General features: G+C 59.9%; 14 protein-coding genes. 9 read left to right on the forward strand and 5 right to left on the reverse strand.

What is annotated here, in order from left to right; all coding sequences use genetic code 11:
- Positions 1-85 precede the first annotated feature (85 nt).
- Positions 86-472: a reactive intermediate/imine deaminase gene (locus GJT30_16845; GenBank protein MSM41287.1), complete on the forward strand. Its 387-nt coding sequence runs from the start codon at positions 86-88 to the stop codon at positions 470-472.
- Positions 473-598: 126 nt separating this feature from the next.
- Here GJT30_16845 and rpmB read toward each other — a convergent pair whose 3' ends face one another.
- Positions 599-790, reverse strand: a complete 192-nt coding sequence (gene rpmB, locus GJT30_16850) for a 50S ribosomal protein L28 (protein MSM41288.1) — start codon at positions 788-790, stop codon at positions 599-601.
- Between the two features lie 102 nt (positions 791-892).
- Here rpmB and GJT30_16855 point away from each other — a divergent pair, with 102 nt between their 5' ends.
- The gene (locus GJT30_16855; GenBank protein MSM41289.1) at positions 893-1,525 is read left to right on the forward strand and encodes a YdcF family protein; all 633 of its coding nucleotides are present in this window, start codon (positions 893-895) and stop codon (positions 1,523-1,525) included.
- Here GJT30_16855 and metG read toward each other — a convergent pair.
- Genes metG through GJT30_16875 form a run of 4 tightly spaced genes read right to left on the reverse strand, consistent with a single transcriptional unit; the run spans position 1,522 to position 5,646 of the window.
- Positions 1,522-3,051 (reverse strand): methionine--tRNA ligase, encoded by a 1,530-nt coding sequence (gene metG, locus GJT30_16860; protein MSM41290.1) that lies wholly within the window; start codon positions 3,049-3,051, stop codon positions 1,522-1,524. The genes GJT30_16855 and metG overlap by 4 nt on opposite strands.
- Positions 3,048-4,022 carry a hypothetical protein gene (locus GJT30_16865; protein MSM41291.1) on the reverse strand — a complete coding sequence of 325 codons (975 nt, stop codon included), beginning with the start codon at positions 4,020-4,022 and terminating at the stop codon, positions 3,048-3,050. Before GJT30_16865 ends, metG begins: the two co-directional genes overlap by 4 nt.
- Positions 4,023-4,044: 22 nt before the next feature.
- The gene (holB, locus tag GJT30_16870; protein ID MSM41292.1) at positions 4,045-5,004 is read right to left on the reverse strand and encodes a DNA polymerase III subunit delta'; all 960 of its coding nucleotides are present in this window, start codon (positions 5,002-5,004) and stop codon (positions 4,045-4,047) included.
- Between the two features lie 3 nt (positions 5,005-5,007).
- Positions 5,008-5,646 (reverse strand): dTMP kinase, encoded by a 639-nt coding sequence (locus tag GJT30_16875; protein MSM41293.1) that lies wholly within the window; start codon positions 5,644-5,646, stop codon positions 5,008-5,010.
- A gap of 165 nt (positions 5,647-5,811) precedes the next feature.
- On the opposite strand from GJT30_16875, the gene rnc reads away from it, so the two are divergent.
- From rnc to GJT30_16910, 7 genes are all read left to right on the forward strand, one after another.
- Complete coding sequence (gene rnc, locus GJT30_16880) at positions 5,812-6,525, forward strand: ribonuclease III (protein MSM41294.1); 714 nt, start codon at positions 5,812-5,814, stop codon at positions 6,523-6,525.
- 2 nt (positions 6,526-6,527) lie between these two features.
- Positions 6,528-7,595: a radical SAM protein gene (locus tag GJT30_16885; GenBank protein MSM41295.1), complete on the forward strand. Its 1,068-nt coding sequence runs from the start codon at positions 6,528-6,530 to the stop codon at positions 7,593-7,595.
- Complete coding sequence (locus GJT30_16890; protein MSM41296.1) at positions 7,585-8,481, forward strand: GTPase Era; 897 nt, start codon at positions 7,585-7,587, stop codon at positions 8,479-8,481. Before GJT30_16885 ends, GJT30_16890 begins: the two co-directional genes overlap by 11 nt.
- Positions 8,478-9,791: a ribosome biogenesis GTPase Der gene (locus GJT30_16895; protein MSM41297.1), complete on the forward strand. Its 1,314-nt coding sequence runs from the start codon at positions 8,478-8,480 to the stop codon at positions 9,789-9,791. The genes GJT30_16890 and GJT30_16895 overlap by 4 nt, the downstream gene beginning before the upstream one ends.
- A gap of 84 nt (positions 9,792-9,875) precedes the next feature.
- Entirely contained in the window at positions 9,876-11,558 is a 1,683-nt protein-coding gene (locus tag GJT30_16900) for a DUF4388 domain-containing protein (protein ID MSM41298.1), read from the forward strand.
- Complete coding sequence (locus GJT30_16905) at positions 11,555-11,920, forward strand: response regulator (GenBank protein ID MSM41299.1); 366 nt, start codon at positions 11,555-11,557, stop codon at positions 11,918-11,920. Before GJT30_16900 ends, GJT30_16905 begins: the two co-directional genes overlap by 4 nt.
- Before the next feature lie 29 nt (positions 11,921-11,949).
- Complete coding sequence (locus tag GJT30_16910; protein MSM41300.1) at positions 11,950-14,028, forward strand: chemotaxis protein CheA; 2,079 nt, start codon at positions 11,950-11,952, stop codon at positions 14,026-14,028.
- The last annotated feature ends 8 nt before the right edge of the window (positions 14,029-14,036 follow it).

Here is a 14,036-nt window from a genome sequence, read left to right on the forward strand (position 1 = left end):
TCGCACCGGCGCGGCAGGGTATTTTCGCGCTGCTCACGAAAGCGCGACCGGCACATCCGGTATCATGATTGGGGAGGGAACAGCCATGGGCGGCAAGGAGATCATCAGTACCGATAAGGCACCACAGGCAATCGGTCCGTATTCGCAGGGGGTGAAGGCAGGGGGGCTGGTGTTTTTTTCAGGCCAGATCCCGCTTGATCCTGCTACGGGCATGCTGAAGGGGGAGTCCATTGCCGAACAGACCGGGCAGGTCATGCTCAACATCGCCGCCATGCTGGCCGCAGCCGGACTCGGCTTTGACGATCTGGTGAAGACGACGATCTACCTTGCCGATATGGACGATTTTGCCACGGTGAACGAGATTTATGGCAGCCGGTTTACCGCGAACCCTCCGGCACGGTCGACGGTGGCTGTGCGTGCGCTGCCCAAGGGGGCAAAGGTCGAGATAGAGGTTATTGCCCTGGCTCGATAATGGTACTTTACGGGTGGAAGCGAGCCGGCCGGGCATTTGGGGTGCATGGCCTGCCGAACATGAAAAAGCCGCAGCGCATGGAACGCTGCGGCTTGTGTGTGGCGCAGGTGCGGGTCTGATGTTGCGTCAGAGCGCCTTGGTCACTTTACCCGAACGGATGCAACGGGTGCAGACCTTGATGCTCTTGACCGTACCCTCCTGGATTGCCTTGATCTTCTGCAGGTTGGGGTGCCAGGTACGGCGGGTCTTGTTGTTGGCGTGGCTGACGTTATTGCCGAAACTGGGGCCTTTGCCGCAGATATCGCAAACCTTTGACATGTGAAAAACCTCCTCTAGAAAACTAAGCCTCGATTTTTAGCAAATTGCTCACGAAAGGGCAAGCATTTTTTTTGCCGACCTGCTGCGGGTTGCTGGAGAGACATGATACGCCTGATTGCCCTCATCAAAGGACTCTTCTTTGTCCTGACCATCGGCCTGGTGGTCGTGGCGGTGCTGTTTGTCGATTTTGCCTATAAGACCTTTTCCCTGAAAAGCCGTGACGTCAATACGGATGCCATTGTCGTCCTGGCAGGCGGCCTGGGCAGGGTGGACGAAGGGATCCGGCTCTACCGCGAACATCGGGGGCAATGGCTCTTTCTCATCGGTGTCGATCCCCTGGTCCGCAAGGGAGAACTCTATCGGGACCGACCCGGTCAGCGGACCTCCGACAGGGTAGTGCTGGAGAACGTTTCCCGCAATACGCTGGAAAATGCCCTCTACGCCCGCGAACTGATCGTCGGGAAGCGGATAACCTCGATCCGGCTCATCACCTCCCGCTATCACATGAAGCGGGCGACCCTCTTCTTCCGTGCCGTTCTTCCCCGTGATGTGGCCATCTACCCGCACCCGGTCGACAGCCGCAACCTGGTCACTGCGTGGTGGAGCCACAGCGGCAGTTTCCGGCTCCTTTTCAGCGAGTTCTACAAATATACCCTGTTCCGGCTCTTCTTCCTGATCGCTCCAGCGGAACTGCGGCCTTCTCCGGCTCTGCAGTCGCTCCCCGCTGGCGACTAGGCGTCTTTTTCCTCGATCCGCGGGAAAAGCGGTTCCGCCTTGACGATCTTCGTCCCTGCCGCAAGTTTTCCCCAGACCAGTCCCGCTTCGTCCGGTTCCCCCTCCCAGCCGAGGTAGCAGAGCGCCTTGCGCGCCGTGCGAGCCATGAAGGGGGTGAGCAGGAAATAGACCAGACGCTGGACCTCCGCCAGGCAGTACATGACCGTTGCCAGTCGCTCCTGCAGCGCCGGGTCTTTTGCCAGGGTCCAGGGGGCGGTTTCGTCGATGTACTTGTTGCCGGCCGAGATCACTTCCCAGATGGACTGGAGCGCCTTGCTGAAGGCAAGATCCTCGAGATGGCCGTCCACCTGTGCAACCATCGTCTCGGCCTTGGCGCGGAAGGCCAGGTCGACCTCCTGGAGCGGGCCGGGCGTCGGGAGGACGCCGTCGAAATACTTGACGATCATGGCTGTGCTGCGATTGAGGAGGTTCCCCAGGTCATTGGCCAGATCCGAGTTGATCCGGTGGACCAGTGCGCTGTGGGAAAAGTCGCCGTCCAGCCCGAAGGGGACTTCCCGCAACAGGAAGTAGCGGATGGCATCCACGCCGTACCGGTCGACGAGCGAGTTGGGCTCGACCACGTTCTGCAGGCTCTTGCTCATTTTCTGGCCTTCCACGGTCCACCAGCCATGGGCAAAGACCTTTTTCGGCAGCGGCAGCCCGGCCGCCATCAGGAAAGTCGGCCAGTAGACGGAATGAAAACGCAGGATGTCCTTGCCGATGAGATGGACATCCACCGGCCAGTAGGTGCCGAAATTACCCTGTTCATCCGGGTAGCCCAGCGCCGTTATGTAGTTGGTCAGGGCGTCGAACCAGACGTAGATCACGTGCCGCTCGTTGCCCGGGACCGGGATCCCCCAGTTGAAGCTGGTGCGGGAAACGGAGAGATCGCGCAGCCCCTCCTTGATGAAAGAGATGATCTCGTTCCGTTTCGATTTTGGCTGGATGAAGTCCGGGTTGGCCTCGATGTGCGCCAGGAGCTGCTCCTGGTACTTGCTCATCCTGAAGAAGTACGACTCTTCCTTCAGTTTTTCCACCGGCCGGTTGCAGTCGGGGCACTTGTTGTCGATGAGCTGGGTCTCGGTCCAGAAGGTCTCGCAGGGGGTGCAGTACCAGTCTTCATATTCCCCGAGGAAAATGTCTCCCTTTTCCAGGATGTGGGAAAAGATGTGGCTTACCCCCTCCTTGTGCCGCTCCTGGGTGGTGCGGATAAAGTCGGAGTAGGAGATGTCGAGCTTTTCCCATAACGCCTGGAATCGCTTCACCACCCGGTCGGCGAGTTCGAGAGGTGTTTCGCCGGAGGCGAGGGCCGCCTTTTCCACCTTTTGCCCATGTTCGTCGCTGCCGGTGAGGAAAAAGACGTCGAACCCCTTGAGCCGCTTGTAGCGGGCCAGAACATCGGCTGCCAACGTCGTGTAGGCATGGCCGATGTGAGGAACGTCGTTGACGTAGTAGATGGGCGTGCTCACATAAAAGGTGCGGTTCATGACTTCTCCTTGCCGGCAGGGGGTGTGTCGGTCCGTTCCTTGTCCCGATCCTTGTCTTTGTCCCGATCTTTCCGCTTGTCCCGGCGGGGTTTGTTCCCCCCGGACCCTCCCTCTGACTTCTGCTCGTGCCTCGGTTTCTCTTGCTCCTTGGGGAGTTTCTTGGGCTTCTCCACGATGGAGTCAGGCTGGACCTCGTCGCTGCGGATCAGGACCTGGCGGTCGTCGTCGGTCTTGAGGGTGAAGGAACCATCCAGGATGTCCACCTTGACCACTTCGCCTTCGACCGCTCCGCACTGGATGCGCTTGCCGCACTTGGGAAGCCCCTTCTTGAGGGCGCAGTAGGTCTCGAATTCGTAGCCCAGGCAGCAGAGCAGACGGCCGCACTGCCCGGAAATCTTGTTCGGGTTGAGAGCCAGATTCTGTTCCTTGGCCATCTTGACCGATACCGGGGCAAAATCGCGCAGGAAGCTGGAACAGCAGAGTTCGCGGCCGCAGATGCCGATTCCGCCCACCATCTTTGCCTCGTCGCGGACCCCGATCTGGCGCATCTCGATCCGGGTGTGGAACTGGTGGGCAAGATCCTTGACCAGCTCGCGGAAGTCGATCCTGCCGTCGGCGGTGAAATAGAAGATCGCCTTGCTGCCGTCAAAGAGGTATTCCACCTTGACCAGTTTCATTTCCATGGAACGCTCAGAGATCTTGGCTTGGCAGAAGGAATATGCCTCTGCTTCCCTGGTTCGGTTCCGTTCAAGGGTGGCCAGATCTTCGGCCTGGGCCTGGCGGATGATCCGCTTGATCCCTTCCGGGATATCCTTGCCTTCATATGCGATGGGGGGGACCACCACCGTTGCGATGCTCTTTCCCCGTTCGGTTTCAACGATCACCTTGTCTCCGGCCTTGAGGTCGAAGTCGCCGGCATTGAAGTCATAGAGCTTCCCGGCGGTGGTGAATTGTATTTTCACGATTTTCAAATAGTGCTCCTTTTGTGGTGAATCAGGCTACCAGTCTCATCAGCAGGGTATCAAGCGCCAGCCGGGTGTTCACGTTACGCTGCAGCGCCTGGCGCGCTGCAGCGACATGGCCGATGGACGCCATCACCTTGGTGGTGGGTTGTCGTGCCGCCTCGCGGCGGGTGAGTTCCAAAAGGTCCAGGTTGATGACGTGATCGCTGCCGGCCTGGACGATCAGGACATCGCGCAGAAAGGCGGTCAGGAGGTCCAGCAGCGTCTGGACTTCTTCCTTGTCCGCGGAGAGCTGCTCGGAAAAGGCAAAGAGCGGGCCGATCTCCTGCAGGGAAAGGGAGAACAGCTGCTCGATCTGCTCCGAGCGACCGCCCAACGCCTCGACGGAGCAGAGCTCGAGCGCCTTGCCCAGGCTTCCTGCCGCCAGAGATGCGGCAAGGCGGGCAGTCTCGGTCTCGATCCCCCTGGCAACGAGTGTCGTAGCCACTGTTTCTTCGGCAAGCGCCGTGAAGTGGACGGCTTGACAGCGCGAACGGATGGTCTGCAGCACTCCGTCGGGGTTTGCACTGAGCAGGATCAGGAGAGCGTTGCCCGGCGGCTCTTCCAGTGTCTTGAGCAGGGCATTGCCCGCTGCCTGGTGAAACCGGTCTGCATCGTCGATGATGCACACCTTGCACGGAGCTTCGAAGGGGCGTAACGACAGCTCGCGCTGCAGCGCCCGCACCTGGTCTATCTTGATGAAGGCACCGTCAGGTTCGAGCAGGTGCAGGTCGGGATGCTGCAGGGCAGCTACCTTGCGGCAGCTCGGGCAGTTCCCGCAGCCGTCGGTCCCGTTGCAGAACACCGCTTCCACCAGTGCCAGCGCGGTCGTGCGCTTGCCGCATCCCTCGGGTCCGTCGAACAGGTAGGCGTGTGCGGTTCTCTTTGCCGCAAGGGTGCGGCGAAGGATGCCGATGATGCGCTCGTGCCCGGCGATGGCGGAAAATGGCATCGCCTAGTTTCCTGCGAGCCGGTTCAGCACGGTGGCCGTGACGGCCACGTTGACCGAATCGACAGTGCCGTCTGCAGGGAGAACACACAGGCGTTCCGGTTCCTGGCGGGCAATCTCCAGATATCCGTTTCTGACGCGCTGATGGAATGCCAGCGATTCGAGTTCGAACCGTTCTTCCTTGATGCCGTGGGCGTTGACCGGCGTGGTGGCGCGACCCAGTCCGATCTCGACCGGGCAGTCGAGCAGGATGGTCAGATTCGGTTTGATGCCGGTCGTGGCGAGCACGTTGAGATCGTTGACCAGCTTGAGGTCCAGACCCCGCGCATAACCTTGATAGGCGAGGGTGGCGTCGGTGAACCGGTCGCACAAGACTACCTGGCCGGCGGCCAGTGCCGGGGCGATGACCTCGGCAATATGTTGGGCTCGGGCCGCAGCGTAAAGCAGGAGTTCCGCCAGCGGGGTCATGGCCCGGTTGCCGCCGTCCAGGAGGATGCTGCGGATCTGGTCGGCAATGGGGCATCCCCCCGGTTCCCTGGTGACACGGACCGAGTGTCCCTGGTTCTCCAGCTCAGTTGCCAGACGTTTGATCTGGGTGGTCTTGCCGCACCCCTCGATCCCCTCAAATGTTATGAACCAGCCCATGCCGCCCCTTTACGTCGGTGAATAGTGCATTATAGGAGAGGAATGGCGATTAATCAAGAACGAATTCCGTTTAAACGTCCATATCTATTGATAAAATTAGCTGCTTTCGGTATAGTGGTTGATCCCGTTGCTGCTGCAATCAGGCGGCATTGGCTAGAGAATCCCATGCAATCAGGTGAACCGGACATCCTGGACTCTCTCGAAGAGAGGATCGGCTACCGCTTCAGGGAGCGTCGTCTCCTGGTGGAGGCGTTTACCCATCGCTCCTTTCTGAACGAGGCGAGCGACAAGACCCTCGTGGACAACGAGCGGCTGGAGTTTTTCGGTGATACGGTACTCTCCCTGTTCATGAGCCACCGTCTGCTGCTGGATTTCCCGGCGAGCAGGGAAGGTGAGCTGTCGAAGCTGCGGGCCTCCCTGGTGGGTGAGGCGAGTCTCGCTCTCATGGCGGAGGAGCTGGGGCTCGGCTCCTGTCTGCGGCTTGGCCGGGGGGAGGAACAGAGCGGCGGCAGGGAGAAGCGTTCTCTCCTGGCAGATGCCTATGAGGCGCTCCTGGGGGCTCTCTACCTGGATGGCGGTGCCGCTGCTGCCAAAGCCCTGATCGAGCGGCAATATGCCCGGATGGCCGAGCGAACCGATCCGTTTGACCCTGGCCGTGACAGCAAGACTGCGTTCCAGGAAGCGTCCCAGGCGCTTCGGGGTCAAGTGCCGCGTTATGTCGTGCTTGCCGCCAGCGGGCCGGATCACGACCGGACCTTTACCGTTGCCGCCTTCCTGGGGGAGGAGCGAATGGGAGAGGGGAGCGGTCGGAGTAAGAAGGAGGCGGAGCAGGAGGCTGCCCGCCACGGCCTGGCCAGGCTTCGCAGCGAAAAGGGGTAGCCATGATCGTCCCCTTTTTTATTGCCCACCAGGGCTGTCCCCACCAGTGCGTCTTCTGTGACCAGCGAACCATCAGCGGTGACAACGGCGAATTGCCGTCGGCATCGGCAATCCTTTCGACCATCGAGGCGTACCGCTCTTCTGCGGATGGGGTCGTCGAGGTCGCCTTTTACGGCGGGACCTTCACCTGTCTTGCCCGCAAGGAGCAGGAGTCGCTTCTTGCGCCGTTGCAGCCGCTTTTGCAGAGGGGTGACGTCACATCGGTACGGATTTCAACGCGTCCCGATGCCGTGAGCGGCGAAGACGCGACGTTTCTCGCCTCGCGAGGGGTCAGGACCGTCGAGCTTGGGGTGCAGTCGCTCGATGACGCGGTGCTGGACGCTGCCGGCCGGGGGCACACGGCCGGCGATACGGTGCTGGCCTGCCGGACGCTGAAGACTGCCGGGCTGTGCGTCGGCCTGCAACTGATGCCGGGGCTGCCGGGTGCATCGTGGCAGTCGGACCTGGATTCCTTTGCCGCTGCACTTCGCCTCGACCCGTCGTTCCTGCGCATCTATCCCACGGTCGTGCTGGCAGGAACCCCGCTTGCCGCGCTGTTCCTGTCAGGAAGCTATCGCCCCCTTTCCCTGGACCGGGCGGTGCGGCTCTGTGCTTTCATGCTCCTTGCCGCCCGGCGGGCAGGGGTCCCGGTGATCCGCATGGGGCTGCAGGCAAGCGATTCCCTGGCACAGCCGGATGCGGTGCTGGCCGGACCCTATCATCCGGCGTTTCGCCAGTTGGTAGAAGGGGAACTCTGGTTTGCCCTTCTTTGCCAGATGGTTGCCGGCAGGGAGACCGGGGGAATCGTCTCCGTCAGCTGCGCGCCTAAGCGCGTATCCGATGTGGCAGGTCAGCGGCGCATGAACCTCGACCGACTCGCCGTGGCCTATGGCATCACCATCGAGCGGATCGTGCCGGATGCCGGCCTGTTTTCCCACGAACTCGTCATGACCTCCCAGAGGGGCGAGTGGCGCGCAGACCTGCTGCGAGACCTCAATTACACCTGTGAAAGGAACGACCATGTCAGCTGAACCGTTCCGCTCCGGCTTTGTTGCCATCATCGGCCGGCCCAATGTGGGAAAATCGACACTGTTGAATCGAATCCTCGGCGAAAAGCTGGTGATAACCTCCGATAAACCGCAGACCACCCGCAACCGGATCCAGGGGATCCATAACCTGCCCGGCGGGCAGATCGTTTTCATCGACACACCGGGTATCCACCGTGCACGTTCCCGGCTCAACCGCTACATGGTCGATGAGGCCGGGGCCGCCCTGGAGGGGATCGATGCGATCCTCTTCCTGGTCGAGGCCAGCGCCAATCCGGCCGCGCAGTTCGAGCTGGTTGCCGAATATCTTCCCCGTGTTGCCGTGCCGGTCATCCTGGTGGTCAACAAGATCGATCTGGTGAGCCGTGAACAGCTCCTGGAGCGGCTTGCCCAGTATGGCAAACTCCACCCGTTCCACGAAATCATCCCGATCTCCGCAGCTACCGGCGATGGAGTCGAGCGCCTGGTGGAGCTCATATTCCCGCTTCTGCCCGAGGGCCCGGCCTATTTCCCGGACGACATCCTGACCGACGCCCCTGAACGTTTCGTGGTGGCGGAGATCATCCGGGAAAAGGTCTTCCGCCTTACCGGAGACGAGATCCCCTATGCGGTGGCAGTGAATGTGGAGCAGTTCAAGGAGCGTCCCGACGGGAGCCTGATCAGCATCTCGGCGGTCATCACCGTTGAGCGCGAGACCCAGAAGGGGATCGTCATTGGCCGCAAAGGTGCCCTGCTCAAAAGGATCGGTACCCAGGCCCGGCAGGAGATTGAGCAGCTGCTCGGCACCAGGGTTTTTCTGGAGTTGTTCGTCCGGGTGCGCAAAGACTGGACGGAGAACCCCAACATGTTAAAGGAGCTTGGATACCAATGAAACCTATCGTTGCCATCGTAGGGCGCCCCAATGTGGGGAAATCGACCCTGTTCAATCGTCTGGTCGGGAGCCGCAAGGCGATCGTCGACGACATGCCCGGAGTTACCAGGGATCGGAACTATGCCAGTATCGATCGCTACGAAGTCCCCTTTATTCTCGTGGACACCGGCGGATTCGAGCCGGAGACCGCAGACCGCATGCTGCAGCAGATGCGGGAGCAATCTCGTCTCGCCATGGAAGAGGCCGATGTGATCCTCTTTGTCATGGATGGCCGCGAAGGGCTGACCCCTGCCGACCGCGAGGTTGCGGAGATGCTGCGTCGGGTGGAAAAACCGGTTTTCTACCTGGTGAACAAGGTGGATGGCGAAAAGCTGGAGATGCTGTCGTCCGATTTCTACGCCCTCGGCGTGGACCGTTTGCATACCATTTCGGCAGAGCATAACCGAGGGGTCGGCGACATGCTGGATGAGCTGATTGCCATCCTGCCCCATTCGGTGCAGGACGGCACGGATCAGGATGTGCCTCGCATCGCCGTGGTCGGCCGGCCCAATGTGGGGAAATCGTCGCTGGTCAACCGTCTGCTCGGCTTCGAGCGGGTAGTGGCAAACCCCACGCCCGGCACCACCCGCGATTCCGTCGACACCTATTTTACCTGCAACCGCAAGCGCTACCTGCTCATCGACACGGCAGGGATCAGGCGCAAGGGGAAGACCACCCAGAAACTGGAAAAGTACAGCGTGGTCGATGCCCTGCGGAGCATCGAGCGGGCCGATGTGGTGCTGATCGTGCTCAATGCCGAGGATGGGGTGACGGAGCAGGATTCCAAGATCGCCGGTTACGCCTACGAGGCAGGGCGCGGCTGCATCTTCGTGGTGAACAAGTGGGATACCCTGGAAAAGAACAACGCCACGACCGGAAAGTTCGTGGAACGAATCCGGACCGAATTCAAGTATCTTCCGTTTGCTCCGATTATCTTTGTATCGGCCAGATCAGGGCAACGGGTGACCAAGATCATCCCGGAAGTGGACAAGGTCATGACCCAGTACGCCCGTCGGGTCACCACCTCCGAGCTGAACCGGGTCTTCTCCGAAGCGACCGAGACGAAGCATGCGCCCCTTTCCCAGGGGAGGCGGGTGAAATTCTACTACGCCACCCAGGTCAGCATCAAGCCGCCGACCTTTGTCATCTTTACGAACAGCCCCGAAGGGATTCACTTTTCCTATGAGCGTTACCTTGCCAATCGCTTTCGCGAGGCGTTCGGGTTTGAGGGAACGCCGATCCGGCTTTTGTTCCGGGGACGTGAGCGTTAGGCTGGTCTTCGGTACGGGACCGGACGAAGCAGGGGGCAGTCCGTTGCCGTGCCGCGAGTATTGCCGAACCACGGGAGTTGCGGTATGAGCCTTGTCGGCAATCTGGAAGATCTGGGGCTGGGCGAGATTCTGCAGATCGTCAGCCTGAGCAGGAAGTCGGGGGTTTTGGCCATCCACAGTGCCGGCCAAGTGGCGAATGTCGTTTTTCGGCAGGGGCAGGTGGTCAGGGCCAGTTCTTCCGCCAGACCGGTGCTGCTCGACGAACTGCTCGTCTCCCGGCAGATTATTGATCCGACCGGGGTGGAATCTGCCCGGTGCCTGCAGGAGGATGGCGGCTATCGGCAACGACTGGGCGATATACTCGTTGCTCAGGGGATGGTCGATGCTGCCGTTCTCGAAGAACTGGTCCGCGAGCAGATCGAACAGGTAGTCTACTCCCTGTTTGCCTTGCATGAGGGGACCTTTGATTTCGAACTGCAGGAGAACCTGGATGTCGTCGACGATATCCGGACCGATCAACTGCAGTTCCAGCTGACACAGGGGCTCAATGCTCAGTTCCTGGCAATGGAAGGCTCCCGCCGGCTTGACGAGCAGCTGCATGAACGGGAATCCGGCGGGGAGGGCGAAGGCCCGGAACCTGACGAGGCAGAGGAGAATGTTGATTTTGCCTTTGATCTCCTGCTGGAACCTGTCGCAGAAGAAACTTTCCTGACCGTGCCGGTCCTGCCGAAACGGTACATGGTCATCGTCGACGACGACCAGGGGACGCTCGCTGCAATGGCTGCGTACTTCAGCGAAAATGGCTGTGAGGTCATCTCCTGCGACAAGGGAGAAGATGCCCTGATTGCCATCGATACGCTGTTCCGCGCCGGCTGGCAGCCGACCCTGGTGATCGACCTCATCATGCCCAGGATGGACGGTTCGGGCCTGTTGGGAGGGCTCGAACTCCTGGAACTGCTTCATGACAATTTTCCCCAACTCCCGACCATTGTCCTTGCCGACCATGGTACCGGTGATGCGGAGCGACGCGTCCGTGAGCTGGGGTATGGGCTCATGGGCAAGCCGTCAAAGGCGGATATCGTTTCCCCGACCATCTGTCGCGCCTTTTGCGAGCGGCTCGGACGGAAGGTGACCCTGGCGGAAGAGGGTGAGCCTCCGGGTCTGGCCGATACGGTCAACATTGGCGACGAACTCAGGATGGAAATGGGGGAGGAGGGTGTGCCAACGGTGCCCCAGGTCCAGAGCACCGGGATCTCCCTGCTCCGGGGCATGCTGGAAGAGCTCAACGATCCGGCCCTGGGTGGGGGGATCATCCTGCTGGTGCTCCGTTTTGCCTCGGAATTCATGTCTCGGGCAGTGATCTTTGTCGTCAAGGAGAACGAGATTGCCGGGCTCGGTCAGTTCGGAATCGAGGATCGTGAACAACCGGCAGATGTTCTGGTTCGTGCCATGCGCATTCCGAGGGAAGAGGAATCCGTATTCAGTCGGGTTGTTGATTCGCAACTTCCTGTTAAACTGCATCTGGATGACTCTCAATGGAGCAGCTACCTGCGGGAACAGCTCGGTGGGAACCCTGCAGAGGTATTTCTCGGGCCAGTCATCAGCGAGGGAAAGGTTGTAGCGCTTCTCTACGGCGACAACGGCGATGAACATCGGCCGATCGGCGACACTGATTCGTTGGAAATTTTTCTTTCACAGGCAGGGATCACCATGGAGAAGGTGCTCCTGCAGCGTAGATTGAAGGATAAGTCTCCGGAGGGTATGTGAAAAAGATATTGATCGTGGAAGATTCCTCTGCCATGCGTTCCCTGCTGATCTCCACCATCGAGGCGCTGGAGGGGTTCGAGATCGTCGAGGCTGCCAATGGTTTCGAGGCGTTGCGACTGCTTCCCCGTGAGAGGGTCGATCTTGTGATCACCGATATCAACATGCCGGACATCAATGGCCTCGAACTGATCCGTTATGTCAGGAACAGCGCAATCTATAAGTCGATACCGCTCTTCATCATCTCCACTGAGAGCAGCGAACGAGACCTTGCCAAAGGTTTGGCTCTGGGAGCAAACGAATACCTGATCAAGCCGTTCGACCCGGCTGATCTGCAGAAACTGCTCCTCAAGTATTTGGGCTGATTCCTCACCAGGAGGCAGGGCAGGATACCATGACTGGATCAAACGACAGCATAGGCAAAGCGGTCAGAGACTTTCTGGCTGAGGCGGAAGAGATCATCGACCAGCTCAACAATGACCTGGTGAGCATGGGCGACTGCGCCGAGACGGGTGACTGCAATCCCGACCTCATCAATGCCATTTTTCGCGGTGCCCACTCGCTCAAAGGGCTGGCAGGCATCTTCGGATTTTCCGAGATCGGCGATCTGGCGCACAACATGGAGAACCTGCTGGATTCCCTCCGGCTGGGGAGGGTGGAGATTACCCCCGTCATGATGAGCGTCCTCTTCGACGCCATGGACCTGTTGGGCGCATTGGTGCGCGGCGCCGGAGAGGGTCATCTGGATGCAAGCGGCATCCCCCTGATGGTCAGCCGCATCAATGCCTGTGCCAGTGCTACCCAGAAAAGCCAGGAGGTTTCCCCCCTGGCCACGCTCGGTTTGACAGATGCGGTATTGAATGCCCTCACCGAATACGAGGAGCATCGACTGCTGGAGAACGTCAAGAAGGGAAGGCTGATCTATTCCATTATCGCCTCCTTCAGCCTGACCACCTTTGACCAGGAGCTGGGAGAGCTGACTGACCTGCTCAAGCAGGGGGGAGAGGTGATCAGCACGCTCCCCACGGTTGGAAGCGGCAGCGAGGCGGGCATAGATTTCGAGATCCTTTTCGGGTCCACCAAGGGTGAGGACGGGGTAAGCGGTCTCGCCGGAAGGCCTGGCATTTCCGTACGGCAACTGGGCGCACAGAGCAAACCGACATCCCCTTCCCAGCCTGCTCAGGCACTGGAGCCGCTCACCGCATCGTCCTCCGTTTCCGCTCATGATCATTCCGAGGCTGCATCCCCGGCGCAACCGGCAGCGGATGCGGCAATGACCGCCAAGAGCATGAGCCGGATGGTCCGCGTGGACATCGTCAAGCTGGACGATCTTATGAACATCGTCGGTGAGCTGGTCCTGTCCCACTCCACCATCAATGAACTGGTCGGGAAGGTGCGCAGCAGCGGTTTCTCCACCCTTGCAATCGAGTTGGGCAAGGCTGCCAAGGTGTTGCAGCGTAAGCTCAACGAGCTGCAGAAGGGGGTCATGGAGATCCGCATGATCCCGGTGGGGCAGCTCTACGAAAAGATGTCCCGCATCGTGCGCAAGGTCTCCAGGGAGCAGGGGAAAAAGGTCGATCTGCGGGTGTTCGGAGCCGACACCGAACTGGACAAGCTGATCATCGAGGATATATCCGATCCGATGATGCATATCATCCGCAACTCCATTGATCACGGCATCGAGACCCCCGAGGAACGGATCCGACTGGGCAAGGAAGAAAAGGGGGTTATCAGGCTTTCGTCATTTCAGAAGGGGAACCATGTCGTCATCGAGGTCGAAGACGACGGCCGGGGCATCGATATTGCCAGAGTGAAGAAAAAGGCGCTGGAAAAGGGGCTGATACAGGAGAACGATCCGCTTTCCGAACGGGATGCCCTGGAGCTGATCTTCCTTCCCGGCTTTTCCACCAGTGATACGGTGACTGACATATCGGGCCGGGGTGTCGGCATGGATGTGGTCAGAAACAATATCGCCGCGGTTTCGGGCATGGTGGATATCGAAACCAGACCGGGACAGGGGAGCAAGGTCATCATTACCCTGCCCATTACCCTTGCCATCATCAAGGCGCTGATCATCAACATTGTCGGGCGGACCTATGCCATGCCGATCACATCGGTCCTGGAGACCATTCTGGTTGAGCGCTCCGACATCCGTACCATCGAGCGGAAGGAGGTCATCCAGCTCCGTGACATGACGCTGCCACTGGTGCGGCTTGGCCGCTTTTTCGAGATCGAAGGGGGAGATGTCTTACCCGAAAGCTTTTATGTGGTCGTGGTCGGCGTTGCCGAAAAGAGGCTCGGCATCGTGGTTGACGATCTCTTGGGGCAGCAGGATATCGTGATCAAATCGATCGGAGAAACGTTCAAGGGGTTCAAGGGGATCTCCGGTGCCGCGGATCTTGGGGACCAGCGGACAATCCTGGTCCTGGACGTGGGTGGGATCATATCCGAGGCTACCCGGGGGAGCGTGTGATGGTGATC

The sequence above is a fragment of the Geobacter sp. genome (assembly GCA_009684525.1).
Classification (GTDB): domain Bacteria; phylum Desulfobacterota; class Desulfuromonadia; order Geobacterales; family DSM-12255; genus Geoanaerobacter.

Bases quoted from the DNA above. Each gene is read 5' to 3' on its own strand.
- GJT30_16845 (MSM41287.1), top strand. From the start codon at position 86: ATGGGCGGCAAGGAGATCATCAGTACCGATAAGGCACCACAGGCAATC.
- rpmB (MSM41288.1), bottom strand. From the start codon at position 790: ATGTCAAAGGTTTGCGATATCTGCGGCAAAGGCCCCAGTTTCGGCAAT.
- GJT30_16855 (MSM41289.1), top strand. From the start codon at position 893: ATGATACGCCTGATTGCCCTCATCAAAGGACTCTTCTTTGTCCTGACC.
- metG (MSM41290.1), bottom strand. From the start codon at position 3,051: ATGAACCGCACCTTTTATGTGAGCACGCCCATCTACTACGTCAACGAC.
- holB (MSM41292.1), bottom strand. From the start codon at position 5,004: ATGCCATTTTCCGCCATCGCCGGGCACGAGCGCATCATCGGCATCCTT.
- GJT30_16875 (MSM41293.1), bottom strand. From the start codon at position 5,646: ATGGGCTGGTTCATAACATTTGAGGGGATCGAGGGGTGCGGCAAGACC.
- rnc (MSM41294.1), top strand. From the start codon at position 5,812: ATGCAATCAGGTGAACCGGACATCCTGGACTCTCTCGAAGAGAGGATC.
- GJT30_16885 (MSM41295.1), top strand. From the start codon at position 6,528: ATGATCGTCCCCTTTTTTATTGCCCACCAGGGCTGTCCCCACCAGTGC.
- GJT30_16890 (MSM41296.1), top strand. From the start codon at position 7,585: ATGTCAGCTGAACCGTTCCGCTCCGGCTTTGTTGCCATCATCGGCCGG.
- GJT30_16895 (MSM41297.1), top strand. From the start codon at position 8,478: ATGAAACCTATCGTTGCCATCGTAGGGCGCCCCAATGTGGGGAAATCG.
- GJT30_16900 (MSM41298.1), top strand. From the start codon at position 9,876: ATGAGCCTTGTCGGCAATCTGGAAGATCTGGGGCTGGGCGAGATTCTG.
- GJT30_16910 (MSM41300.1), top strand. From the start codon at position 11,950: ATGACTGGATCAAACGACAGCATAGGCAAAGCGGTCAGAGACTTTCTG.